This is a genomic window from Rhodoferax sp., assembly GCF_028689305.1.
Classification (GTDB): Bacteria; Pseudomonadota; Gammaproteobacteria; order Burkholderiales; family Burkholderiaceae_C; genus Rhodoferax.
On the sequence record NZ_JAQTWM010000053.1, the window covers coordinates 1 to 25,063 of the forward strand.

Genomic DNA, 25,063 nt, shown 5'->3' on the forward strand with positions numbered 1-25,063 from the left:
AGACGGTGGACGACTATGTCCGCTGTGCCGAGCTGGCACAAAGCGCCGGTTATGACGGCGTGGAAATCATGGGCTCCGAGGGCTACCTGATCAACGAATTCATCGCCGCCCGCACCAACCAGCGCGATGACGAATGGGGTGGCAGCTACACCAACCGCATTCGCTTCCCGGTCGATATCGTGCGCCGCACCCGCGAAAAAGTGGGGCCCAACTTCATCATCATCTTCCGCCTCTCCATGCTTGATCTGGTCGAAGGCGGCTCCACGCTGGAAGAAGTCATCGAGCTGGCGCAAGCGATTGAGGCCGCCGGAGCCACCCTCATCAACACCGGCATTGGCTGGCATGAGGCACGTATCCCCACCATTGCCACCAAGGTGCCGCGCGCTGCCTGGGCCTGGGTCACCAAACAGCTCAAGGGCAAGGTGGGTATTCCACTGGTGGCCACCAACCGCATCAACACGCCCGAAGTCGCCGAGCAATTGCTGGCAGACGGCTTTTGCGACATGGTCTCGATGGCCCGTCCTTTCCTGGCCGACCCGTTGTTTGTGCAAAAAGCGGCAGCGGGCCAAGCCGATCAAATCAACACCTGCATCGGCTGCAACCAGGCCTGTCTGGACCACACTTTTGGCGGCAAGATCACCTCCTGCCTGGTCAACCCGCGGGCTTGCCACGAAACCCTGATCAACCTGCCCGAGCGCCAAGCACGCGAACGCATCGCCGTGGTGGGCGCAGGCCCGGCGGGCTTGAGCTTCGCCACCACTGCCGCGCAATGCGGTTTTGACGTGACGCTGTTTGACGGTGCGACTGAGATTGGCGGCCAGTTCAACGTGGCCAAACAGGTGCCGGGCAAGGAAGAGTTTGTTGAGACCTTGCGCTACTTCGGCAAACAGATCGAATTGACCGGCGTAACGCTCAAGCTGGGCCAGCGCGTCAGCGCCCAGGAGCTGGCCGCAGCGGGCTACAAGCAAGTGGTGCTGGCCACCGGCATCACGCCGCGCACGCCGCCCATCGACGGCATTCACCACCCCAAGGTGCTGAGCTACCTGGACGTACTGCGCGACAAAAAGCCGGTGGGCAAAACCGTGGCGCTGATCGGTGCCGGTGGCATCGGCTTTGACACGGCGGAATACCTGATGCACGAGGGTGTGAGCCCGAGCCAAAGCCCGATCAAGTTCTTTGCCGAATGGGGCGTGGACACCACCTACGCCGAGCGCGGCGGCTTGAAAGCAGCGCAGATCGAGGCCGGCCCGCGCAAGGTTTACCTGCTGCAACGCAAGGCCAGCAAGGTGGGCGACGGCCTGGGCAAGACCACCGGCTGGATTCACCGCACCTCGCTGAAAAACCGCCAGGTCGACATGCTCTCTGGCGTGAGCTACCGCCGCATTGACGACGAAGGCCTGCACATCACCGTGGACGGCCAGGAGCGTACCCTGCCGGTGGACAACGTGGTGGTCTGCGCCGGGCAGGAGCCGCAGCGCGAATTGCAAGCCGAGCTGCAAGCCGCAGGCGTGACGGTGCACCTGATTGGTGGGGCCGACAAGGCCGAAGAGCTCGATGCCAAACGCGCCATCAAGCAAGGGCTGGAATTGGCCGTGGCATTGGCAAGCGGCCCTACCCCTGGTGATTTACAAGCAAAATCAGCCTCTAGCCCAGATAAATCAAGCGCAAACAGCTCTCAAAACAATAGCAAATCAAACTACACCGCGTTGACCGTCAGCCTGTCCGACCACATTGCCACCATCACCCTCAACCGCCCCGACAAAGCCAACGCCATGAACCTGGCGATGTGGCACGAGCTGCGCCAGGCTTTCCAATGGGTTGACCGCACGCCCGAGGCGCGGGTGGCGATTCTGCAAGGCGAAGGCAAACTCTTCACCAGCGGCATTGACCTGCAAATGATGATGGGCCTGGGCGACACCATCCAGAACGACTGCGAAGCCCGCACGCGAGAAAACCTGCGCCAGGTGATTCTGGATTTGCAAGACACACTCACTTCTCTTGAGCGCTGCCGCAAGCCGGTGCTGGCCGCCGTACACGGCGCGTGTATCGGTGGCGGCATCGACCTGATCACCTGCGCCGACATGCGCTACTGCTCGGCCGACGCGTCTTTCAGCATCAAGGAAATCGACATCGGCATGACGGCCGACGTGGGCACCTTGCAGCGCCTGCCCAAGCTGGTGGGCGAAGGCATGGCGCGTGAGCTGGCTTATACCGGGCGCAAATTTGATGCGACAGAAGCCCTGCAAATGAAGCTGGTCAACCGGGTGTTCGAGTCACGCGAAGCGCTACAAAAAGGTGTGCGCGAACTGGCCGCCAGTATTGCCGCCAAGTCGCCTTTGAGCATCCGAGGAGTGAAAGAAATGATCAGCTACGCCCGCGACCACACGGTGGCCGATGGCCTGAACTATGTGGCCACCTGGAACGCCGCCATGCTGATGAGCAATGACTTGCAGGAGGCCATGATGGCCAATATGGGCAAGCGGGCGGCGGTGTTTAAGGATTGAGCCTCGGCAGCGCCATGGCAAAGTGCAAAAACATTGATCTAGGTCACTTGACCACCTGAACTGGCAAGTTCGATACTGCTCTGAGCGAGGTGTGGGCCCTGGTGCTCTGATTGACCGCTGCCGGGCCGCCTTGCCTTTTCAACATGTCAACTCAGGGACAGCATCATGACGACCACCCCCAAATACGTTTATCTGTTTGGCAGCAGCCGCACCGAAGGCGGCGCCGAGATGAAAAACCTGCTCGGCGGCAAAGGCGCCAACCTGGCCGAGATGTGCCGCCTGGGCATCACCGTGCCATCGGGCTTCACCATCAGCACCGAAGCCTGCACCGCTTTTACCGAGCAAGGGCGGGAAGCCGTGTTGGCGCTGATCCGCCACCAAGTGTTGCAAGGGGTGACCTTTGTCGAGCAGGAAATGGGCAAAAAATTTGGCGACGCCGCCGACCCCCTGCTGCTGTCGGTGCGCTCCGGCGCGCGTGCTTCCATGCCCGGCATGATGGACACCATCCTGAACCTGGGCCTCAACGACGAAGCGGTGCAGGGCCTGGCGCGCAAGGCCAACAACGAACGTTTTGCCTGGGACTCGTACCGCCGCTTTGTGCAGATGTACGGTGACGTGGTGATGGGTCTCAAGCCGGTGTCCAAGGAAGAACACGACCCGTTTGAAGTCATCATCGACATGGTCAAGGCCAAAAAGGGGGTGCGCCTGGACACCGAGCTGGACGCCGACGACCTCAAGGAGCTGGTGCAGCGTTTCAAGTCGCTGATCCGGGCGCGCATCGGGCGCGAGTTCCCCACCGATCCGTGGGAACAGCTCTGGGGCGCCATCTGGGCCGTGTTCGAAAGCTGGAACAACGACCGCGCCCGCGTCTACCGCGAGCTCAACGACATTCCCCAGTCTTGGGGCACGGCGGTGAACGTGCAGGCCATGGTGTTCGGCAACCTGGGCAACACCAGCGCCACCGGGGTGGCGTTCTCGCGTGATGCCGGCACCGGCGAAGACCTGTTCAACGGCGAATTCCTGGTCAACGCCCAGGGCGAGGACGTGGTGGCGGGCATCCGCACACCGCAGCAGGTGTCGCTGGTCGGCTCACGCCGCTGGGCCGAACTGGCCCTGGTGAGCGAGGAAGAGCGCCGCAGCCAATACCCCTCGCTCGAAGAGCTGATGCCGCAGATCTACCAGCAGTTGCTGCACTTCGAAACCACGCTGGAAAACCACTTCAAGGACATGCAGGACCTGGAGTTCACCATCCAGGAAGGCAAGTTGTGGATGCTGCAAACCCGCAACGGCAAACGCACCGGCGCGGCCATGGTGCGCATCGCCATGGAGATGCTGCAGCAGGGCATGCTTGATGAGAAAACCGCGTTGCTGCGCGTCAGCCCCGACCGGCTCAACGAACTGCTGCACCCGATCTTCGACCCCAAGGCGCTCAAGGCCGCCAAGCCCATCGCCCGCGGACTGCCCGCCTCACCCGGCGCGGCCACCGGGCAGATCGTGTTTTTTGCCGACGAGGCCGAAACCTGGGCCAAAGGTGGCAAAGCCGTGATCCTGGTGCGCCAGGAAACTTCACCCGAAGACCTGCGCGGCATGAGTGTGGCCAAAGGTATCCTGACGGCGCGTGGTGGCATGACCTCGCACGCGGCGGTGGTGGCACGCGGCATGGGCAAATGCTGCGTCTCTGGCGCTGGCGCGGTGCATGTCAACCTGAAGGGCCGCACCATGACCATCGGGGAGGCCATCTACCACGAAGGTGACTGGCTGTCGCTCAACGGCTCCACCGGCGAGGTGTACGCCGGCAAGATCGACACCAAGGACGCCGAACTCAGCGGCGACTTTGGCACCCTGATGGCCCTGACCGACCGCTACAAACGCCTGGACATCCACACCAATGCCGACACCCCTGACGAAGCCCGGGTGGCACGCACTTTTGGCGCCACCGGCATTGGCCTGTGCCGCACCGAACACATGTTTTTTGAAGGTGAACGCATTCACACCGTGCGCGAGATGATCCTGGCCGACGACGAAGCCGGGCGCCGCAAGGCGCTGGACAAGTTGCTGCCGATGCAGCGCAGCGACTTCGAGGGGCTGTTCCGTGCCATGGATGGCCTGCCGGTGACGATCCGGCTGCTGGACCCACCGTTGCATGAATTTGTGCCACACGACGAGGCCGGCCAGAACATCGTGGCGCAAGAAATGCAGGTGTCGCTGGGCAAGATCAGGATGCGTGTGGATGAACTGCACGAGTTCAACCCCATGATGGGCCACCGCGGCTGCCGCCTGGGCATCAGTTACCCCGAAATCACCGAAATGCAGGCGCGCGCCATATTTGAAGCCGGCCTGAACGTGCAGGCCGAGGGCATCACTGTCAAGGCCGAAATCATGGTGCCGCTGGTGGGCACGGTGCGCGAATTCAATATCCAGGCCGAGGTGATCCGCCGCGTGGCCGCCACCGTATTTGCCGAGCGTGGCCAGACGCTGGACTACCTGCTGGGCACCATGATTGAAACGCCGCGCGCCGCACTGGTGGCCGACAGCATTGGTGAGCAGGCCGAGTTCTTCTCATTCGGCACCAATGACCTGACCCAGATGACCCTGGGGTTCTCGCGCGACGATGCCGGCAAGTTCCTGCCCGACTACCTCAAGCAAGGCATCTATGAGCATGACCCGTTCCGTTCCATCGACCAGAAAGGCGTGGGCCTGCTGGTGCAGATGGCCGTGCAAAAAGGCCGCTCGGTGCGCCCCGACATTGGCCTGGGCGTGTGCGGTGAACACGGTGGCGACCCGGCTTCGGTGGCCTTCTTCCACCGCGCCGGACTGAACTACGTGAGCTGCTCGCCCTACCGCGTGCCGATTGCCCGGCTGGCTGCCGCCCAGGCCGCCATCACCGGCTGATCCCGGGGGGTGGCAAACCCTGACGCATGAGCTGTGGTTTGGCTGCCAAAATGGAGGCCAGCCCACTCATGTGAAGGACTTGGTTTGAAATCCGCGTTATTGACCCTCTCTCTGGCCGCCGCACTGGCTTGTGCGCTGGGCGCCTGCTCCAAAAATGACACACCGCCCACCCCGGCGGCGGCAACCGCCATCACGGCCTCCAGCTACGACACCGTGGCCGCCAGTGCCAAGGGCTTCACGGTCGGCGCCATGATGAGCGCCCAGGCGGTGTATGTGCTGTTTGACCCCCAATGCCCGCATTGCGGCCACTTGTGGGAGACCTCCAAACCCCTGCACAACAAGGTGAAGTTCATCTGGGTGCCCGTCGGTTTCAGTGCCAAGAGTCTGCCGCAGGCGGTGGCCCTGCTGTCGGCCGCCAACCCGCTGGAAGCCATGTCGGCGCATGAAGAATCGCTGCTGGCCGGCAAGGGTGGCATGGCAGCGCCCAGCAGCATGCCCCCTGAGCTGGAACAGGCCGTCAAGGCCAACACCGGCTTGCTGACCAGCCTGGGCGTTGACTCGGTGCCGTTCATCCTGGCCAAACATCGCCGCACGGGTGAAGTCGTCAGCAACAACGGTGCCTTGGAAACCGCGGCGCTGGCGCAGTTGCTTGGCGTGGACTGACGGCTTGGTCCGTCGATCCCGTTCAATGATTTTTGCAGACACACAACCATGATCACACGTCGCCAATTTTCCATTCTTGCGGGCGCTGCGCCTGCCTTCGGTTTGTCCCGTGTGCAGGCACAAAGCAGCCAGATCGTGCTCGGGCAGTCCGCGGCCTTCACCGGCCCGGCCGCACAGTTGGGCATCCAGTTCCATCAAGGCGCCAAGCTCTGGTTTGACCAGGTCAATGCCCAGGGCGGCGTGGCCGGCAAGAGCATCGAGATCCAGACCCTCGATGACGGCTATGAGCCTGATCGTTGTGCCGAAAACACCCGCAAACTCATTGAAGAGGACGTGTTTGCGCTGTTTGGCTACATCGGTACCCCCACCAGTCTGGCGGCCCTGCCGCTGGTGAAAAAGGCGCAAATCCCGTTCATCGCGCCATTCACCGGGGCCATGGGCCTGCGCGAACCGCTGCTCAGAAACGTGTTTCACCTGCGCGCCTCGTACAACGACGAGACCGAACTGATCGTCAAGCAGCTCACCAACCTGGGGCTGAAAAAAATCGCTGTTTTTTACCAGAATGACTCCTATGGCAAAGCCGGCCTGGACGGCTCGGTCCTGGCCCTGAGCAAGCTCAATCTCAAGCCGGTGGCACAGGCCACGGTGGAGCGTAACTCGGTGGATGTGACGGCAGCGGTCAAGACCATCATGGCCGCCGGCCCCGATGCGGTGATCCAGATCAGTGCCTACAAATCCTGCGCGGCGTTCATCCGGGCGGCACGCAAAGCCGGTTTTGGCGGCACCTATTACAACGTGTCGTTTGTCGGCACCCAGGCGCTGGCCGACGAACTCGGTGCCGACGGTGCCGGTGTGGTGGTGTCCCAGGTGGTGCCCTCACCTTACAGCCCGGTGCGCCCCATCACCCGCGAATTTGTCAACGCCATCAAAAAGACCGGCGGCAAGGTGCAGGCCAACTACTCCAGCATGGAAGGTTATCTGGCCGCCCGCCTGTTCACCGAAGGGCTGCAGCGCGACACCGGCCGCGGGCCCAGTCGCGAGAGCCTGATCCGTGGACTGGAGTCCATTGGCCGCCAGCACCTGGGCGGGTTTTCGGTGCAGCTGTCAGCCAGCAACCATGTGGCCTCCAGCTTTGTCGAGCTGTCGATGCTGACCGGCGACGGCCGGGTCAGGACCTGACCCCACTCAGGCAGCGTTCAAGGTCCCGGCCAACAACTCGGGCAGGCGGGCCTGCGGCAGCTTGAAGCCACAGGCCTGGGCATGGCCACCCCCGCCCAGGCTTTCAGCCAGCGGGATGCAATTGAAGCCGGACCTGGACCGCAGGCCGCACTTGACCACACCATTTTTGTCCACGGCCCACATCAGAGCAAACGTGCCCGACTGCTGGCTCAGGATGTCGCCCACCAGACTGTGGAACATGCCGGGGGCATTGACCATCAGGCCAGTCACGCCGTTAAAGACCAGCGGTTGTGCGCCCTGGGCGATCTGCCCGGCCAGCTGGCTGAATTTCTCGTCCATGGCCTGGCCGCGCTCGATGTAGGCGGCCAGTTGTGCCGCGTCAAAATTGGCAATGGCCTGCCAGCGCGCAAAATCGAACGGCTCCATGTCCAGCGCCGCCAGGAAACCGGCACTCTGTGGGTACTGCCAGACCCAGATGTCGCGGTCTTCCACAAACCGGACCAGGTCGGGCAAGGGCTTTTCCGGGTGGAAAAACGCCCAGGCCAGGCGGGCGCCCGATTTTTTCATGTCAAAGTGCACCACCCCGCAGCGGCAGCGAAAACCGGTGAGCTTTTCGGCGGCGCTCAGGTGGTGGTCAAGCATGACCAGTATGGCCGCGCGCTCTTCAATGCCGCGCAGAATCGGCTCGGCAAAAGAAAAATCCAGCACATACACCGCGCGCCCGGTCAGCGCCGGCAGGTCGTCGACCGACTTGACATCGCCATGGTCCAGCGCCAGGAATTCGGCCTGGCCGTCGTAATACAGCCACGCCGCCAGCGCCGCCGCAAAGCCGTCAGGGCAGTTGCGCCCGTGGTAAAGCACCAGCGGCTGGGGGTCATTTTTTTGCGGAGAGACAGATAAATTCAAAGTCATGTTACGGAACCAGGTCAACCCATTCAAAGTGAAAATTGCTATTAATTTAATAGCTAATAACGGTTTATTTTTCTGGGCTAGAGGTCATTTTTGTCAATAAAACCCCGCAGCACCAGAGACCCGCGTAGTGTAGGCCGTCTGCCAGCACCGCCGCCATGCCGGCCGCCACCCCCTGGCATGCCGTGGCATTCAGGATGACCATGGTGCGCGCACCGGGAATCAGCTGAAAGACCAGGATGGCGAGGACAAAACTGATGTCGTGCTGGCTGTCTGGCAGGGTGCATGGCGCGTTGGGGACATCGGGCTGAATGACTCAGCGGCTCATGATCCGCGCCGTACCCGACACACGGATCGAGCTGCCCGGCGCGAGGGGTATCTCGGCCCGCAGACGGGAACGCATGCCCATGTCTTCCCCCTGCACCACGTCAATGACACCGCCATGTGGCCAGGCCAGGTCACGTAGATAACCCGCCAGCGCCGCCGTGGCCGCACCGGTGGCAGGGTCTTCATAGACACCACCACTGGCGAACGGGTTGCGGGTGTGAAAGCGCTGCGGTGATTCGGCAAACGCCAGCACGATGGTGACCAGACCTGCTTGTTGCATCAGCTGGCGACCCGCCGCCAGGTCGTAATGCATGGCTGCCAGTGCGGCGCGGGAATTCAGCGCCAGCAGCAGATGATCCGCCCCGCCATGAATCAGCGCGGGCGGCAGGCGCAGGTCAAGGTCGTCCGGTTGGTAGCCAAACAAATCCAGCGCAGCGGTCACCAAAGACTCAGGGGCTGGCGCGCTTCGGGTAGGTGGCGACTGCAGCGCGGCGCCAACCAGGCTACCCTGGCGCTGGCCTGCTACCGTGATGCGGGCCTGGTTGAGCGTCAAGGCAAACACACCGTCGCCTTGCTTTAGCGCCAGCGCCGCCCCCAGCGCAATCGTGGCATGCCCGCAGAACGGCACCTCGGTTTCGGGCGAGAAATAACGCACACGCCAGTCGGCGTCCATGGGCGCAGCAAATGCCGTTTCAGAGAAGCCGACCTCGGCGGCGATGCGCTGCATCTCGGCATCACTTGGCAGAGTTTCGGCCAGCATCACACCAGCAGGGTTACCGCCGGTATCGCCATCGGAAAAGGCGGCTATTTTCAGGATTGTCATGGTGGCTCCTTGGGGGTCAGGAGTGGCATTTTGCACCGGTGCGGGAAGGTGTCACGGCACAGGCCGGCACTTGCTTGGTTATGATCCACCTCCCCAACGGAGAAGCGCTTTCAAATCCCTGCCGCAACCGTCAGAGCGGGCGATTGAGCTCAAAAGGAGTCCACGTGAACGGCCCCAATCCACGCACCAAACACCCCATGGCGGGCTTTCCTCAGGTGTGTTTTATCAAGAACACCGTGACCAACCCGAACATCGTGATCGGTGACTACACCTACTACGACGACCCGGAAGATTCAGAGCACTTTGAGCGCCAGGTCCTGTACCACTACCCCTTCATTGGCGACCGTCTGGTGATCGGCAAGTTTTGTGCGCTGGCGCGTGGTGTCAAGTTCATCATGAACGGCGCCAACCACAAGATGTCGGGCCTGTCCACCTACCCGTTTTCAATTTTTGGCAACGGCTGGGAAAAGGTGCTGCCACAACCCGGCGAGCTTCCGTACAAAGGCGACACCATCATCGGCAACGATGTCTGGATCGGCTATGACAGCCTCATCATGCCGGGGGTCAAGATCGGCAACGGCGCCATCATTTCGTCGCGCTCGGTCATCGTGTCGGACGTGGCGCCCTACACCGTGGTGGGCGGCAATCCGGCCAGACTGATCCGGCAACGTTTTGCCGCCGAAACCATTGCTGAACTTGAAAGCATGGCGTGGTGGGACTGGCCGATTGAGAAGATCACCCGACATTTGCCGGTGATCGTGGCCGGTGATATCGAGGCGCTCAAGGCGTGTGCGGATGACTAACTTTGGTGCCACCCACGGCAAGCTGGTCGTCTATTTTCACGGAGCCCCCGGTGCACCAGAGGAATTTCAGATCTTCGATCAGGAAGCCCAAAAACATGGTCTGACCGTGTTTTGCCTGGACCGGTTTGCTGTTAACCCAGCCGTCACCGGCGAAGCGTATTACCAGTTGCTGGCCAAAGAGATTGCCAGGCAGGCCGCTGGACAACCGGTCGACGTCATTGGTTTTTCCATCGGGGCATTCATCGCGCTGCAAACCTGCCGTTACCTGCCCCACGGGGTCAAAAGCCTGCACCTGGTGTCTGCGGCTGCGCCGCTGGAGGCCGGAGCCTTTTTGCCCACCATGGCGGGACAACAGGTGTTTCGGCTGGCCAAGGCAGCGCCGGCGCTGTTTCTGCTCTTGTCTTACTGGCAAAGTTTGCTCGCCTGGCTGGCGCCCCAAGCCTTGTTTCGTCTGCTGTTTGCCAGCGCCGCAGGCGCAGACCAGGCCCTGGCGGCCGATCCGGAATTCCAGGCCGGCATCACACCGATATTGCGCGCCTGTTTCAGGCAGCGGGTGCGGGGCTACGCGCGCGATGTGGTGGCCTATGTGCAGCCGTGGAGCGCCACGCTGGCCGACATGGCTGTGCCCACACAACTCTGGCATGGTGATGCGGACAACTGGTCGCCGCCGCAGATGGCGCAGTACCTGGCATCGGCGATTGCCGGCCACACCTCAAGCCAAAGCTTCAGCGGGCTGTCGCACTATTCGTGCCTGTACCGGGCCGTGCCTGAAATATGCCGGCTGTTGGGTCGGGCATCACTGCTTCCCAGCGCATAGGCAAAGCCGCTGGCACACGCAGCATGTCATGCACCTGCAGCCACAGCAGGCGCTGCGCCCCGGCAAAATCAGCCAGCGCTGGGCCGTCCCAAATGATGCTGGCGCTGACCGCCAGGTGCAGCAGATCACCGGTGTCAAAGTCAATGAACAGCAGCCCAGCGCGCGGGTTGAGTGTGAGGTTACCCAGTGTGTTGAAGAAGAAATTTCCCAGGTAATCAGGCACGGTCAGGCGGTCATCGTCAAGCCGCACAAATCCGGGCTGGCCACCGCGGTGCGACACGTCCACACCGTGGGCTGATGGGCAGCCGTCGCCAGCGTAGGCGGTGGCGATGAAGAAGGTGTCGGCGCGCTGGATCAATTGCCGCGCCTGGGCATCCAGCCGCGGGGCACGACACACCTGCCGGACCACCGGTGTGGGCTCAGGGCAATACAAGGCCTGCCGGGTCTGGATGTATTTGGGGCAGTTGCCAAAACTCTGCTGCACCTGCACGTCAAACCCATCCGGATTGACCGCGCTGACCACGCCGTTGACGCGGTTGCGCCGCCGCGTGTGAGGTTCGATGCCCAGCAGGCCGATACCTCCGCCGACGCGCAAAGTGGTGGCCAAGGGGCTGGCTACCAGCGGCTGTGCCTGCACCGTCAAGCACTGTGGGTCGGGTGAGCGGATGAACCCTGGCGGGCCAGCCAATGCCGAGGCCCAGGGTTGGCCAGCGGTATCCACCGTACCGGTCAGCATAAACGGCAGTTGGGCGAAAAACCCGCGGTGCTGCTCGGGCATGTGGTCGCGAATGGCCACACGCCCCACCGCAGCCAGCTTGTCGCGCGCGCCCACACGGGTTTGCACGGCCAGCTCACCTTCATGAAACGGTGACATGGGGGTTGACGCGGGCATCTCAGGCCGCCAGTCCTGTCGGTGTTTTGACCATCGGCACAAAACCTGGCAAGGCTTCGATGCGGGCCAGCCAGCGGCGCAGCTGCGGGTAAGGCTCCAGACTGACGCCGCCTTCCGGGGCATGGGCGGTGTAGGTGTAATTGGCAATGTCGGCCATCGTCAGGGTTGGGCCGGTCAAAAAGTCAGAGGCTTGCAGCGTGGCGTCCATCACTGTGAACAACTGCTTGGCGCGTTGAATCGCTTCGTCCGGGCTGGCGGAACGCTTGAACACGGCAATGGCACGCGCAACTGCCGGACCAAATGCCAGCGGGCCAGCAGCCACCGATAACCAGCGTTGTACCGCTGCGGCGCGAACCGGGTCACGCGGCCACCAGGCTTCTGCGTTGGCGGCGTAACGACTGCTCAGGTAGACTAGGATGGCGTTGGCATCGGCCAGGATGACATCACCGTCCTGGATCACCGGCACTTGTCCAAAGGCGTTCATCTGCAAGAAGGCGGGGCTTTTTTGCTCGCCAGCGGGCAGGTTCACATCCACCAACTCCACTGGCAAACCCAGCAACGACAGAAACAACTCCACGCGGTGGCTGTGACCGGACAGTGCATAGCGATACAGCTTGATGGCTTGTGCCGGGTGTTGGGACAAAGTCGACGAGGCAGGCGTGTTCATGGAAGTACTTTCAAAAAATGCAGACGTGGGCTGACAACCGAGCTCAGCTTGCAGGGCTGAAGCCTAGGCACATTGTGTTTGCTTACTGATTCACAATAAATAGTAAAAAATGGTTTTAACTACTCCACTTTCAGGAAGAATCAGGACCATGGACAAACTCAAAGCCATGCAGACTTTTGTGCACATTGCCGACCAGGGCAGCCTGACAGCAGCGGCGCGGGCAAGTGACTCGTCCTTGCCCGCCGTGGTGCGCACCCTGGCGGCGCTGGAAACCCACCTGGGTGTGCGCCTGTTTCACCGCACCACGCGGCGCATCTCACTCACCGAAGAGGGCAAACGGTATCTGGACAACTGCCGCGCGGTCCTGGCTGCGGTGGACGATGCCGAAGCCGCGCTCAGCGCCGATGCTGCCGCGCCCACCGGTCAGCTCACCATCACTGCCCCGGTGCTGTTTGGCCAGATGTATGTGGCCCCGGTGGTGATGCGTTTTGTGCAGCGTTACGAACGCTTGCGTTGCAGCCTGGTGCTGCAGGACCGCATTGTGAATTTGCTGGAAGAGGGGCTGGATGCAGGCATCCGGATCGGCCAGCTGGAAGACTCTTCACTGGTGGCGCAACCGCTGAGTACCCTGCGCCGGGTGGTGGTGGCCAGCCCGGACTACCTGCGCCGCCACGGTGTGCCGACGCACCCCAGAGAGCTGGCCAATGCCAACTGTGTGCGTTTCATGGGCAGCACCGGGCCGTGGTGGACATTTCATGAAGACGGCCGGGCTTTCAGCGTGCCAGTGCGCGGCAACCTGGATTTCAACCACATCACCCCGGTGCTGGATGCCTGTCTGGCGGGCATGGGTTTTGGCACCTTTATCTCGTATCAGGTGGCACCCTATCTGGCGCAAGGCAAGCTGCAACTGGTGCTGGAGGCCTTTGAGCCGCCACCGCGCCCAGTCAGCGTGGTCTACCCCCACGCCCGGCTGTTGCCAGCTCGCACCAAAGCGTTCATTGACTTCATCAAGCAGGAGTTGAGTGGTTTGAAACCGCTGTAGCGGCAACGCAAGCGCCCCACCACCACCGAACCCGGCAGCTTGGCATCAACCTTGACCCCAACCACTCACAGCCGACGGCTGGCGACGTCGTTGTGGTTTGGAACGATTGAATATTGCTATTTAATTGATAGCATCGAAAGCATATGACTTCCGGGCTAGAGGTATAAAACATACCCATAGGCCCTGACCTGTCAATACGGCGTGCCGTCTTTGCGGGTGAAACACCATTTCCCATCGTCACCCAGGTGGGCCTGCAAGTCGTCATCCGGGTAACTGGCGACGTCACCGGGGCTGCGGTCGCCCACTTCGAGGTAGAGCACGTCAGCGTTGCTGCGGTTCACCAGTTGGTGACCGTTGCCAGTGCCGGCCTTGAAACCCGCGCACATGCCCGGAGCCAGAGGTGTTTCACCCTGGTCGGTGATCAGCACCGGGTAGCCTTCAAGCACGTAGATGAATTCGTCCTGTTTGGCGTGGGCGTGGCGCAAGGCCGAGCCGGCCCCCGGTATCAGCCGCGTCAGGTTCACGCCAAAGTTGCTCAAGCCAAAGATGTCACCCAGTGGGCGCTTTTCCCGGCCAACCATGCGCAAGGCAAAAGGCTGGGGGTAGGTCGACGGTGTGGTGCGCGGCGCGGCATCCCGCGCGGTGATGGCAGTGGGAAATTCTGGCGTAGACATGAAAGCTCCTTGAACGATGCAAAGACGGCATGATCGCCGATCGTGCAGACGATCAAGTCAGAGTGAGCCACTATGGCCCCATTGCCTCGCATCCGTGCAACACAATGGCGCAAGACATTGCACCGATCAGGGTTTGAGCTGGCGCATGGCGCTGGCCCAGTCTTCGACATGGTGGGCCAGAATGCCTTGGCCATCGGCAATGGTGTGAATGTCGATGGCCATGATGGCAAACGATTTGTTGCCAGCCACCGGCATGCCCATGAACTGCCCCTGTGGCGTGCCGCTGGCCATACTGCGAACAATCACGCGGTTGCCGCTGACCAGCATGTCCCTGACCTCCCAGCGCATGTCCGGCACGGACTTGGCCAGACCGACCATCTGGTTGATGAAGGCCTCGCGCCCCTTGAAGTCAGTGTCATTGGCATACGACTTCCAGTCGGGCGACAGTGCTTGTTCGACCAGTGCCCGGATGTCCTTGGTGGCCGGGCGGTCCAACGCCGCGTAAAAGGGGTCCAGCAGCGCATGGGCTTGCTCCAGGGTGATGGTTTGCGCCGAAGCGGCGCCAGTGGCGACCAGGGTGGCGAGCACGGCCTGGGCGGCGAGTTTGGAGATCATGTTCATATCAGTTCTCAAAGTCATGGTTGGCAATGGTTGTGCGCGGGTCTTGCGTACCGTGGCAGTGTCGCGCCGACAACGCTTCACCACCATGGGAAAAACCGACAGCTGATGGTAAATTCCAGACATTTTGTGAAAGTGGCTGTGTGAACTCGATCATTGAACTGGACTTCAGGCCCCCCTCCGACGCCCGCCTGGAGGTGGAGGTGTTGAGCATCAGTGAACTGAGAAAACGGATGCCCCCGGCGCATCACCACCAATGGCTGCGTGCCCACTTTTACCGGCTGTATGCGGTGCAATCCGGGCACACGCAGCCGGTGGTAGATTTTGTCCAGCAGGACTTGGGGCCGGGCGACTGGATGCTGGTCCATCCGGGGCAGGTGCTGCAATACGACTTCCGCCAGCCGTGGTCTGGGCAATTGGTGGTATTCCAGCGTGAAGCGCTATGGGAAGAGCGCCTCGCGCATGCCCAGCAAGTGCCCTTGAGCGCTCAGCTGGCCCTGGCTCAGGGTTGTGTCTGGCGGCTCACACCGCCACAACACGAACGTATGATGCACTGTGTGCACAGCCTGCATGCAGACATGAATCTGGACCGCTCCCTGGCTGTGCGCAACGAGCTGCTGCGCCTGCAATTGACCGCCGCATTCTTGCGCCTCATGGCGTGGCCCAGGCAGGAGGTGCCGGTGCCCACGTCAGCGGCACACCAGGCCTACGCCCGCTTCATCCTCTTGCTGGAAGCCCAGTTTGCTCAGCACCACCAGGTGGCCTATTACGCCAACCAACTGGGCATGCACGACAAGACGCTGGGACGGGTGATCCGCAGCCAGGCAGGGCCGACGATGAGCGCCAAAAAGTGCATTGCCCAACGCCTGCTTCTGGAAGCCAAGCGGCTGCTGGCGCACACCACCCAGCCGGTGCAGGCCATCGCGATCACACTCGGGTTTGACGACCCGTCCAATTTCGTCAAGTTCTTTCGCCAACACATGGGTGTCAGCCCACTGCGGTTTCGTCAGGGCGTGGCGTCCGCTGGCTGAATAGCCGATTGGACCCCATGCACCAAATTGTTTGGCATACTCTGCCAACACATGGATATTCATTGGCAGAAATATGAAACTAGACCGCTACGACCAGCAAATTCTTGACATCCTGCAAACCGATGGCCGCATCAACAACCAGGATCTGGCCGAGCGCATCGGCCTGTCACCCTCACCCTGCCTGCGCCGGGTCAAGGCGTTGGAGGAGTCGGGCCTGATCACCGGCTACCGGGCCATGCTGGATGCCAAGAAGCTCGGCCTGTCGCTGATGGCGCTGGTGCACATTGCCATGGACCGGCACACGCCCGAGCGTTTTGCCAACTTCGAAACCACGGTGAGCCTGCTGCCCGAGGTGCTGGAATGCCTGCTGATCACCGGGCAGGATGCCGACTACCAGCTCAAGGTGGCGGTGCGCGACATGGACCATTACCAGGCGCTGCTGCTCAACAAACTCACTCGCATCGAAGGCGTGACCGGCGTGCACTCCAGCTTTGTGCTGCGCCAGGTGGTCACCAAGACTGCCTTGCCGGTAACCAGCGGGACGCCATAATCACGCCCCTTGCCACGCACCCGCGTGGTTTTGTGTTCTTCCTAAAATCGTCGCATGAATGCACCGGCCGTTCCCCCGTTTTTCACTGGCACCACACAACCCGAAGATCAACAATTTGACGCCTGGCCGCAGCAGCCGCTGCTGCTGTCCATGGAAGCGGGCGGCATCGACTGGCCCAGTTCGTGCCGCAATGGCACCTGCCGCACCTGTTTTGGCAAGCTCGAGCGCGGCCAGGTGCGTTACGAGATCGAGTGGCCAGGCCTGAGCGCCGAGGAAAAGGCCGAAGGCTACGTGTTGCCCTGTGTGGCCCACCCCTGCACCGATGTGGTGTTGCGCGCAGGCTACTAAGGTCATGTTTCGTTCAGTTTGGAACTGAAACGGCTATTGGCCCGAATGACCTTCTGCAGGATGTCGCAGATCGCGCTCAGGCATCACACAAAACTGAACTGCCCCGGCGCGCGGATCGGGTCCACATCGACGGTGATGGTGTCCTTAGGCACAAACTTGCCTTCGAGCAGCAACTTCGAGAGCGGGTTCTCGATACGCTGCTGAATGGCGCGTTTGAGCGGGCGGGCGCCAAACACCGGGTCGAAGCCCACCTTGGCCAGTTCCGCCACGGCGGCATCACTGACCTCCAGCCCATATTCCATGTGTGCCAGCCGGGCTTTGAGTACCGACAACTGGATCTTGGCAATGTCGGCAATGTGGCTGGCGTCCAAGCTGTGGAACACCACAGTCTCGTCAATACGGTTCAGGAACTCGGGACGGAAGTGGTTCTTCAGCTCGTCGGTCACCGCATCCTTGATGTCTTCGTAGTCCTGCCCCACCATGGCCTGGATCATCTGCGAGCCAATGTTGCTGGTCATCACAATCACGGTGTTCTTGAAGTCCACGGTGCGGCCCTGGCCGTCGGTCAAACGACCATCGTCCAGCACTTGCAGCAGCACGTTGAACACGTCCGGGTGGGCTTTTTCCACCTCGTCGAGCAACAGCACGGCGTAGGGCTTGCGGCGCACGGCCTCGGTCAGGTAACCACCCTCCTCGTAACCCACATAGCCGGGCGGCGCGCCGATCAGGCGGGCCACGGAGTGTTTCTCCATGAACTCGCTCATGTCGATGCGCACCAGATGGTCTTCGCTGTCAAACAGGAACCCGGCCAACGCCTTGCACAACTCAGTCTTGCCCACGCCCGTGGGGCCCAGGAACAGGAACGAGCCGGTGGGCCGGTTCGGGTCACTCAGGCCCGAACGTGAGCGCCGGATGGCATTGGCCACGGCGCCAATGGCTTCGTCTTGCCCGACCACACGCTCATGCAGCTTGGTTTCCATCTGCAGCAGTTTGTCGCGCTCACCTTGCATCATTTTGCTCACCGGAATGCCGGTGGCGCGGCTGACCACTTCGGCGATCTCTTCGGCGCCCACCTGGGTGCGCAACAGGCGCGGAGCCGCATCTTCGCCCCGGTTGGCTTCCTTGGCCTGGGCTTCTTTCAGGCGTTTCTCCAGTTCGGGCAGCTTGCCGTATTGCAGCTCAGCCACCTTGTTGAAGTCGCCCTTGCGTTTGAATTCCTCAATCTGCTGCAGCACCCGGTCTTTTTCCTCACGCACCTGGCCACTGCCCAGAGCACTGGCTTTTTCCGACTTCCAGACTTCGTCCAGATTGGCGATCTCCTTTTCCAACGAAGTGATTTCCTCGTTGATCAGCTCCAGCCGTTTCAGCGAGGCTTCGTCCTTTTCCTTCTTCACGGCTTCACGCTCGATCTTGAGCTGGATCAAGCGGCGGTCAAGTTTATCCATCACCTCGGGTTTGGAGTCCATCTCGATCTTGATCTTGGAGGCAGCCTCATCAATCAGGTCAATCGCCTTGTCAGGCAGGAAACGGTCGGTGATGTAACGGTTGGACAACTCGGCGGCAGCCACAATGGCCGGGTCGGTGATGTCCACGTTGTGGTGCTTCTCATAACGCTCCTTCAGGCCACGCAGGATGGCGATGGTGGCCTCCACCGTGGGCTCACCCACCAGGATCTTCTGGAAGCGGCGCTCCAGCGCAGCGTCTTTTTCAATGTATTTGCGGTATTCGTCCAGCGTGGTGGCGCCCACGCAGTGCAACTCACCACGCGCCAGCGCCGGCTTGAGCATGTTGCCGGCGTCCATGGCACCTTCAGCCTTGCCGGCACCCACCATGGTGTGCAACTCGTCGATGAAGACAATGGTCTGGCCCTCGTCCTTGGCCAGGTCCTTGAGCACGGCTTTCAGACGTTCCTCAAACTCACCACGGAACTTGGCGCCAGCCAGCAGCGCTGCCATGTCCAGCGACAACACCCGCTTGCCCTTGAGCGAATCAGGCACCTCGCCAGCCACAATACGCTGCGCCAGGCCTTCCACAATGGCGGTTTTGCCGACACCGGGTTCACCAATGAGCACCGGGTTGTTCTTGGTGCGGCGCTGCAGCACCTGGATGGCGCGGCGGATTTCGTCGTCGCGGCCAATCACCGGGTCAAGCTTGCCTGCTCTGGCGCGCTCGGTCAGATCCAGACAGTATTTCTTGAGCGACTCGCGCTGGTCTTCCGCATCGGCGCTGTCCACGGCCTGGCCGCCGCGCACGGCTGCAATGGCGGCTTCCAGGCTCTTGCGACTCAGGCCATTGGCCCGGGCCAGATCGCCCAGCGTTCCTTTGGCATCGGACACGGCCAGCAAAAACAGCTCGCTGGCGACAAACTGGTCACCCCGTTTGATGGCTTCTTTTTCCGTGGCCTGCAGTAATTTGCCCATATCGGGGCTGATCTGCACCTGATCCTGCCCGGTCACCTGTGGCAGTTTTTTGACGGCTGCCTCCGCCGCCGTCAGCAAACCACCCACATTCACGCCAGCGCGTTGCAGCAAGGCCTTGGGCCCGTCCTCCTGCTTGAGCATGGCCACCAGCAGGTGCGCCGGTTCAATATAGGCATGATCATTGCCCAGTGCCAGACTTTGCGCGTCAGCCAGGGCCTCCTGAAACTTGGTTGTGAATTTGTCGGGACGCATGGAACACTCCAAAAGATTTTGAACTGCCCATCACATGGGGCCCCTGGCGGGAGTTTCAAGCGCTCAGGCATCGTGCCCACCCGATTTATCCCGCCCGGATCAAGGCCGCGGCCAGCCCCGTCCCGTGGGTGAGCCCACTTCTTGCTAGCATCACCACATGATGTCCGATCCGTCCCCCGCACTGCCCTCTCTTGCCCCGCCATTGCAAGCGCAAGAGCACCTGCTGATGCGCGAAATCATCGGCCTGATCGGCAAAAGCCTGGCCCCCGGCGTGGTGTTGCGCGAGATGCTGCATTTGCTCTCTGAACTGCTGGGCCTCAACCGGGGCCGGATTGTGCTGCTTGACTCACCCGACAGCGCCCAGCACAGCCCGCCCGGCACGTCCCGCATCTGCTTTGCCTATGGCCTGACCCAGGCCGAAATGGCGTGTGGTGTCTATGGCCCCGGTGAAGGCATCACTGGCCGGGTATTGGCCACGGGCCAGCCCATGCTGGTGCAGGACATTGATGCCGAGCCGCTGTTTCTGGCGCGTGCCGTCAAGCGCGACCAGTTGCCCAGGGAAACCGTGGCCTTCATCGTCCTGCCGATTGCCGTCAATGGGGTCACCGTCGGCGTGCTGGCCTGCCACCGCATCCGCAGCCGCCAGCGCCGCTTGAATGACGACATGGCACTGCTCAAGATCATGGCCACACTGGCAGGCCAGGTGCTGCAACTGCAAGACCTGATGCAACAGCAAACCCGGGCGCTGGAAACCCGCAACACCCTGCTGACTCATGCACTGGATGCCGCAGCTGTACGTTACGGCATCATTGGCACCTCATCGGCGCTGCTGCAAGCCATTGACGAACTCGAACGGGTCTCGCAAGCCCAGGCCAGCGTGCTGCTGCTGGGTGAATCGGGCACCGGCAAGGAGCTGTTTGCACGCGCCCTGCACCTGTCCAGCCAGCGCCGTGATGCGCCGTTCATCAAGGTCAACTGCGCCGCCATCCCCGACACGCTGTTTGAGTCCGAGCTGTTTGGCTACGAACGTGGCGCCTTCACCGGCGCGGCCAGCACCCGCGTCGGCTGGTTTGAGCAGGCCAACCAGGGCACAATATTCCTGGACGAGATCGGCGACATGCCGCTGGCCATGCAAACCAAGCTACTGCGCACCCTGCAGGAAGGCACCATCGTGCGCCTGGGCGGCAAAAGCGAAATCAAGGTCGATGTACGACTGGTGGCCGCCACCCATCGTGACCTGGAAACCGAGGTTGCCAGCGGCAGCTTCCGCCGCGACCTGTTCTACCGTCTCAACGTGATCCCGATCCGCCTGCCCAGCTTGCGTGAACGGCGCGAGGACATCCACACGCTGGCGATCCATTTCATGAACCGCGCCAACCAGGCCAATCAACGCAACGTTTATCTTTCACCCGCTGCGCTCACCCGGCTTGAAGAACACCCTTGGCCCGGCAACATCCGCGAACTGGGCAATGTGATCGAGCGGCTGGTGCTGCTGGCCGACGGCCCGATGGTGTCAGCCGCCGAACTGGAACGCTTTTTGCCGAGCATAACCAGCGGCACAGGCACCGCTGAACCGATGGCCACCAGCGTACCCAGCCAGCGGCCGACCCGCGCTGCGCCGCCGCTGGTACGTGACTACCTGCCCGTACACTCCCATTCACAGGAAGAGCTGCAACAGACCCTGGCCCGGCATGGCGGTAACCAATCACGCGCCGCGCAGGCGCTGGGCTTGACGGTGCGGCAATTTGCCTATCGATTGCGCAAATGTGCGTCAGGTCAGTGAGTTTGTCGCCGATTTTGCAGTGACTGGGTCTGGCAATTTCGTCACCCTAACTGTCACCCTCCGAGCCACCTCAAACAGGCCGTTCGAGGTGGCTCTCTCGTGACCGTAGAACCACGACTATTTCAAGTCGAAACGATCCAGGTTCATGACCTTGGTCCAGGCGGCCACAAAGTCGCGCACAAACTTGGCTTGGGCATCGTCGGCGGCATAAACCTCGGCCAAGGCACGTAATTGCGCGTTGGAGCCAAAGACCAGATCCACCACCGTCGCCGTCCACTTCACCGCTCCAGTACGGCGGTCACGGCCTTCGAACAGCCCCTCCGTGGCAGACTTTTGCCACTGAGTGCGCATGTCGAGCAGGTTCACGAAGAAGTCGTTGCTGAGCGTTTGCGGGCGCTGGGTGAACACACCGTGCGGCGCTTGGCCCACATTGGCATTGAGCACCCGCAGGCCACCGATCAACACCGTCATTTCCGGAGCGCTGAGGGCCAGCAGCTGCGCCTTGTCCAGCAGCAGCTCGGCAGCCACGCCTTGCAGGTCGTTGCGCACGTAGTTGCGGAAACCATCGGCCGCAGGTTCCAGCACGGCCGCCGAGTCCACATCGGTCTGCGCTTGGGACGCATCGGTGCGGCCCGGCGCAAAGGGCACGGTGATGTTCTGCCCAACCTCTTTCGCGGCAGCTTCCACGGCGGCGTTACCAGCCAGCACGATCAGGTCAGCCAGAGAGATTTTTTTGCCACCCGACTGCGCCGCGTTGAAGGCCTGCTGAATGGCTTCGAGCTGCTGCAGCACCTGCGCCAGTTGCGCGGGCTGGTTGACGGCCCAATCTTTTTGCGGAGCCAGGCGGATGCGCGCGCCGTTGGCGCCACCACGCTTGTCGCTGCCGCGAAAACTGGCGGCGCTAGCCCATGCGGTACTCACCAGTTGCGCGATGGACAAACCCGATGCCAACACCTGGGCCTGGAGCGCGGCCACGTCCTGCGCATCCACCAGCGGGTGATCCACCGCCGGGACCGGGTCTTGCCAAAGCAGCACTTCCTGCGGCACCAGGGGGCCGAGGTAGCGCGAACGCGGCCCCAGGTCGCGGTGCGTCAGCTTGAACCAGGCACGGGCAAAGGCATCGGCAAATTCGGCCGGGTGCTGGTGAAAGCGCCGGGCGATTTTTTCGTAGGCGGGGTCGATGCGCAGCGACAGATCGGCGGTGGTCATCATCGGCGCGTGTTTCTTGCCAGGCTCGTGGGCATCGGGGATCATGTGTTCGGGCCGCACGTTCTGGGCTTGCCACTGGTGGGCTCCGGCGGGGCTCTTGGTCAGCGCCCATTCGTAGCCAAAGAGCATGTCGAAATAGCCGTGGTCCCAGGTGGTGGGGTTGGGCTTCCAGGCCCCTTCGATGCCGCTGGTGGTGGTGTGCGCCCCTTTGCCACTGCCGAACTGGTTGATCCAGCCCAGGCCCTGCGCTTCAATGGGAGCGGCTTCGGGTTCGGGGCCGACCAAGGCCGGGTCGCCCGCACCGTGCGCCTTGCCAAAGGTGTGGCCACCAGCAATCAGCGCCACCGTTTCTTCATCGTTCATGGCCATGCGGGCAAAGGTTTCGCGCACATCACGGCCAGAAGCCAACGGGTCGGGGTGGCCGTCCGGGCCTTCGGGGTTCACATAGATCAGGCCCATTTGAACGGCAGCCAGCGGGTTGTCAAGCTGGCGCTCGCCGCTGTAGCGGCTGTTGGCCTTGTCGCTGGTGGCCAGCCACTCAGATTCAGCACCCCAGTAAACATCTTGCTCGGGCTCCCAGATATCCACGCGGCCACCGGCAAAACCGAAGGTCTTGAAGCCCATGGACTCCAGGGCCACATTGCCCGCCAGAATGATCAAGTCGGCCCAGGAAATCTTGCGGCCATACTTTTGCTTGATAGGCCACAGCAGGCGGCGAGCCTTGTCCAGGTTGCCGTTGTCGGGCCAGCTGTTCAGGGGGGCAAAGCGCTGGTTGCCGCTGCCCGCGCCACCCCGGCCATCGGCCACCCGGTAGGTGCCGGCAGAGTGCCAGGCCATACGAATCATGAGGCCGCCATAGTGGCCCCAGTCGGCTGGCCACCAGTCTTGTGAATCGGTCATCAAGCCATGCAGGTCCTGGATCACCGCCGCCAGATCCAGCCTCTTGAATTCTGCGGCGTAGTCAAAGTCTGCCCCCATGGGGTTGGACGGTGCAGCGTGCTGGTGCAGGATGCCCAGTTTGAGCTGATGGGGCCACCAGTCGGTGTTGGACGGGGCGGCAGCGGTGGCGTTTTTGTACGCTGCGTGGTGGAAGGGACACTTGGCTTCTGTGGACATGACGATCTCCTTTGGGCGGTTGGCAACTGACTCGAAAAATAGTTTATGTCTTATGCCAAATACTTCCCAATTTGTTTTATCAATGATTGAGATAGCGTGTGGCGACGAATGCCTGTCTTGGGTCGCGTTCCCCCTGCGTCATCACTGTTCCTCCCAGCGTCGTCATCCAACAACGTCGACATTTTGTAGACATTAGGTCTACACAAATTTTCAACAGACCACTCCAATCACTTGAAATGCTATTATTTTTATAGCTAACTATGCTTTAAATAAAGGGGCTGAAGGCCTATTTTTCATAAATTGTTCCATTCAATGCAGCATGGCACGAGGCTTGCACTCAACCTGTCAGGCATCCGCCTTTCAACCCATCAAGAGGACACCATGACCACTGCTGAAACTACAGCCCCCGTACAAACCGTCAAAGCCTACCTGCGCCCGATTGATGCACAAGGCCTGGCCGCTTTTGCTGAAAAAGGCCGCGGCAACCCCGCCTCGCGCGGCACCAACAAAGTCCACACCGTGATGGAAGGTCAATACCGCTCGCTGAGCTACGTCGGCAACCACGCTGCCGTGGTGGTGGACGAACCGCTGCACCTGTTTGGCCAGGACACCGCGCCTGCCCCTGGCGAAATCGTGCTCTCGGGCCTGGGCGGCTGCCTGGCTGTTGGCATCACCGCCGTGGCCACCTGGAAACAGGTCAAGCTGACCAAGCTCGAAATCTTTCTGGAAGGCGACATTGGCAACCCCGCCGCATGGGGAGCCGACGGTGCTTTGCAAAAACAGCCGCTGGAGATGGGCTTTCAAGCCATCCGCGTCAAGGTGCTGGTCGAAGGTGATGCCTCGCGCGAAGAACTCGACAAGATCGTGCAACACGCCAACTTCTACTCGCCCGTGGCCAACACCATGCGCAACCCGATCCCGTTTGAAATCAGCCTGGCTGATTGAACCCCGGTTAAACCCCAAGGACGCACCATGAACCCCGCTGACCTCCCCCGCGAATTGACGGCCCCACCCGCTGCCGAGGCCTTGCTGGCCGCCGTGCGCACGGTGGCCCAGGGCCCACTGCGTCAACAGGCCGATGCCATTGACCGCCAGGGCCACTACCCCAAGGCCATTCTCCAGGAGCTGGCCGCAGCGGGGGCCATGAGCGCCCACCTGAACGCACCGCATGGCTCGGGCGACTTCTTTCTGGCGATTCAGGCCATGGCCGAAGCCGCCAAGGTGTGCGGGGCCACCGGCTTCATGATGTGGTGCCAGGCCGTCTGCGGCCTGTACCTGCAACAGTCCGGCAACCCGGCGCTGACGGGTGATGTGTTGACCCGCCATGTCGCCGGTCTGGGCCTGGGCGGCACCGCCTTGTCCAACCCCATGAAAAGCTACGCCGAAATCGAGAGCCTGCTGCTCAAAGCCACCAAAGTCGAAGGCGGCTACCGGGTCAGCGGCACGCTGCCCTGGATCAGCAACCTGCAAGCCGACCACTACTGCGGCGCGATTGCCGCCATCCCGGAGAGCGGCACCGAACTCATGTTCCTGCTGCGCTGCAA

20 protein-coding genes and 2 pseudogenes are annotated in these 25,063 nt (G+C 61.8%); 14 read left to right on the plus strand and 8 right to left on the minus strand.

What is annotated here, in order from left to right; all coding sequences use genetic code 11:
- The 5 genes and pseudogenes from PHW99_RS11615 to PHW99_RS11635 form a co-directional block, all read left to right on the plus strand.
- Positions 1-1,601, plus strand: a pseudogene (locus PHW99_RS11615) (FAD-dependent oxidoreductase); the annotation flags it as partial.
- 150 nt (positions 1,602-1,751) lie between these two features.
- Positions 1,752-2,504, plus strand: a pseudogene (locus tag PHW99_RS11620) (crotonase/enoyl-CoA hydratase family protein); the annotation flags it as partial.
- 165 nt (positions 2,505-2,669) lie between these two features.
- Positions 2,670-5,396 carry a pyruvate, phosphate dikinase gene (gene ppdK / locus PHW99_RS11625; RefSeq protein WP_300177376.1) on the plus strand — a complete coding sequence of 909 codons (2,727 nt, stop codon included), beginning with the start codon at positions 2,670-2,672 and terminating at the stop codon, positions 5,394-5,396.
- An 84-nt stretch (positions 5,397-5,480) separates the two neighbouring features.
- On the plus strand, positions 5,481-6,059 hold the full coding sequence (locus tag PHW99_RS11630; RefSeq protein WP_300177379.1) for a thioredoxin fold domain-containing protein: 579 nt from the start codon (positions 5,481-5,483) through the stop codon (positions 6,057-6,059).
- Positions 6,060-6,107: 48 nt separating this feature from the next.
- Positions 6,108-7,238, plus strand: a complete 1,131-nt coding sequence (locus PHW99_RS11635; protein ID WP_300177382.1) for an ABC transporter substrate-binding protein — start codon at positions 6,108-6,110, stop codon at positions 7,236-7,238.
- Positions 7,239-7,244: 6 nt separating this feature from the next.
- On the opposite strand, the gene PHW99_RS11640 is transcribed toward PHW99_RS11635, so the two are convergent.
- Complete coding sequence (locus tag PHW99_RS11640; RefSeq protein WP_300177385.1) at positions 7,245-8,150, minus strand: DHH family phosphoesterase; 906 nt, start codon at positions 8,148-8,150, stop codon at positions 7,245-7,247.
- Between the two features lie 313 nt (positions 8,151-8,463).
- Positions 8,464-9,297, minus strand: coding sequence for a PhzF family phenazine biosynthesis protein (locus tag PHW99_RS11645; protein WP_300177387.1), 834 nt, complete (start codon positions 9,295-9,297; stop codon positions 8,464-8,466).
- A 164-nt stretch (positions 9,298-9,461) separates the two neighbouring features.
- On the opposite strand from PHW99_RS11645, the gene PHW99_RS11650 reads away from it, so the two are divergent.
- On the plus strand, positions 9,462-10,100 hold the full coding sequence (locus PHW99_RS11650; protein ID WP_300177390.1) for a Vat family streptogramin A O-acetyltransferase: 639 nt from the start codon (positions 9,462-9,464) through the stop codon (positions 10,098-10,100).
- Positions 10,093-10,917: an alpha/beta hydrolase gene (locus tag PHW99_RS11655; RefSeq protein ID WP_300177393.1), complete on the plus strand. Its 825-nt coding sequence runs from the start codon at positions 10,093-10,095 to the stop codon at positions 10,915-10,917. Before PHW99_RS11650 ends, PHW99_RS11655 begins: the two co-directional genes overlap by 8 nt.
- On the opposite strand, the gene PHW99_RS11660 is transcribed toward PHW99_RS11655, so the two are convergent.
- Both PHW99_RS11660 and PHW99_RS11665 read right to left on the minus strand, forming a co-directional pair.
- Positions 10,826-11,791 (minus strand): pyridoxamine 5'-phosphate oxidase family protein, encoded by a 966-nt coding sequence (locus PHW99_RS11660; protein ID WP_300177396.1) that lies wholly within the window; start codon positions 11,789-11,791, stop codon positions 10,826-10,828. The two genes, PHW99_RS11655 and PHW99_RS11660, sit on opposite strands and share 92 nt — an antisense overlap.
- A gap of 19 nt (positions 11,792-11,810) precedes the next feature.
- Positions 11,811-12,476: a glutathione S-transferase family protein gene (locus PHW99_RS11665; protein ID WP_300177399.1), complete on the minus strand. Its 666-nt coding sequence runs from the start codon at positions 12,474-12,476 to the stop codon at positions 11,811-11,813.
- A gap of 148 nt (positions 12,477-12,624) precedes the next feature.
- On the opposite strand from PHW99_RS11665, the gene PHW99_RS11670 reads away from it, so the two are divergent.
- Positions 12,625-13,518, plus strand: a complete 894-nt coding sequence (locus tag PHW99_RS11670) for a LysR family transcriptional regulator (protein WP_300177402.1) — start codon at positions 12,625-12,627, stop codon at positions 13,516-13,518.
- A 191-nt stretch (positions 13,519-13,709) separates the two neighbouring features.
- Here PHW99_RS11670 and PHW99_RS11675 read toward each other — a convergent pair whose 3' ends face one another.
- Entirely contained in the window at positions 13,710-14,192 is a 483-nt protein-coding gene (locus PHW99_RS11675; RefSeq protein WP_300177405.1) for a cupin domain-containing protein, read from the minus strand.
- A gap of 126 nt (positions 14,193-14,318) precedes the next feature.
- Positions 14,319-14,813 carry an ester cyclase gene (locus tag PHW99_RS11680; RefSeq protein ID WP_300177408.1) on the minus strand — a complete coding sequence of 165 codons (495 nt, stop codon included), beginning with the start codon at positions 14,811-14,813 and terminating at the stop codon, positions 14,319-14,321.
- 140 nt (positions 14,814-14,953) lie between these two features.
- Between PHW99_RS11680 and PHW99_RS11685 the strand changes: the two genes are divergently transcribed.
- The 3 genes from PHW99_RS11685 (at position 14,954) to PHW99_RS11695 (ending at position 16,739) form a co-directional block, all read left to right on the plus strand.
- Entirely contained in the window at positions 14,954-15,841 is an 888-nt protein-coding gene (locus PHW99_RS11685; RefSeq protein WP_300177428.1) for an AraC family transcriptional regulator, read from the plus strand.
- Positions 15,842-15,914: 73 nt separating this feature from the next.
- Positions 15,915-16,391, plus strand: coding sequence for an Lrp/AsnC family transcriptional regulator (locus tag PHW99_RS11690; RefSeq protein ID WP_300177430.1), 477 nt, complete (start codon positions 15,915-15,917; stop codon positions 16,389-16,391).
- A 54-nt stretch (positions 16,392-16,445) separates the two neighbouring features.
- Complete coding sequence (locus PHW99_RS11695) at positions 16,446-16,739, plus strand: 2Fe-2S iron-sulfur cluster-binding protein (protein WP_300177431.1); 294 nt, start codon at positions 16,446-16,448, stop codon at positions 16,737-16,739.
- 83 nt (positions 16,740-16,822) lie between these two features.
- On the opposite strand, the gene clpB is transcribed toward PHW99_RS11695, so the two are convergent.
- Positions 16,823-19,411 (minus strand): ATP-dependent chaperone ClpB, encoded by a 2,589-nt coding sequence (gene clpB, locus PHW99_RS11700; protein ID WP_300177432.1) that lies wholly within the window; start codon positions 19,409-19,411, stop codon positions 16,823-16,825.
- 160 nt (positions 19,412-19,571) lie between these two features.
- On the opposite strand from clpB, the gene PHW99_RS11705 reads away from it, so the two are divergent.
- The gene (locus PHW99_RS11705; RefSeq protein WP_300177442.1) at positions 19,572-21,194 is read left to right on the plus strand and encodes a sigma 54-interacting transcriptional regulator; all 1,623 of its coding nucleotides are present in this window, start codon (positions 19,572-19,574) and stop codon (positions 21,192-21,194) included.
- A 117-nt stretch (positions 21,195-21,311) separates the two neighbouring features.
- Here the strand turns inward: PHW99_RS11705 and katG are convergent, their stop codons facing one another.
- Complete coding sequence (katG, locus tag PHW99_RS11710; protein ID WP_300177434.1) at positions 21,312-23,519, minus strand: catalase/peroxidase HPI; 2,208 nt, start codon at positions 23,517-23,519, stop codon at positions 21,312-21,314.
- A gap of 381 nt (positions 23,520-23,900) precedes the next feature.
- Between katG and PHW99_RS11715 the strand changes: the two genes are divergently transcribed.
- A complete protein-coding gene (locus PHW99_RS11715; protein WP_300177436.1) occupies positions 23,901-24,464 on the plus strand; it encodes an OsmC family protein in 564 nt (187 codons plus the stop codon).
- 27 nt (positions 24,465-24,491) lie between these two features.
- Positions 24,492-25,063, plus strand: a 572-nt coding sequence (locus tag PHW99_RS11720; RefSeq protein ID WP_300177438.1) for an acyl-CoA dehydrogenase family protein, incomplete at its 3' end; no start/stop codon positions are given.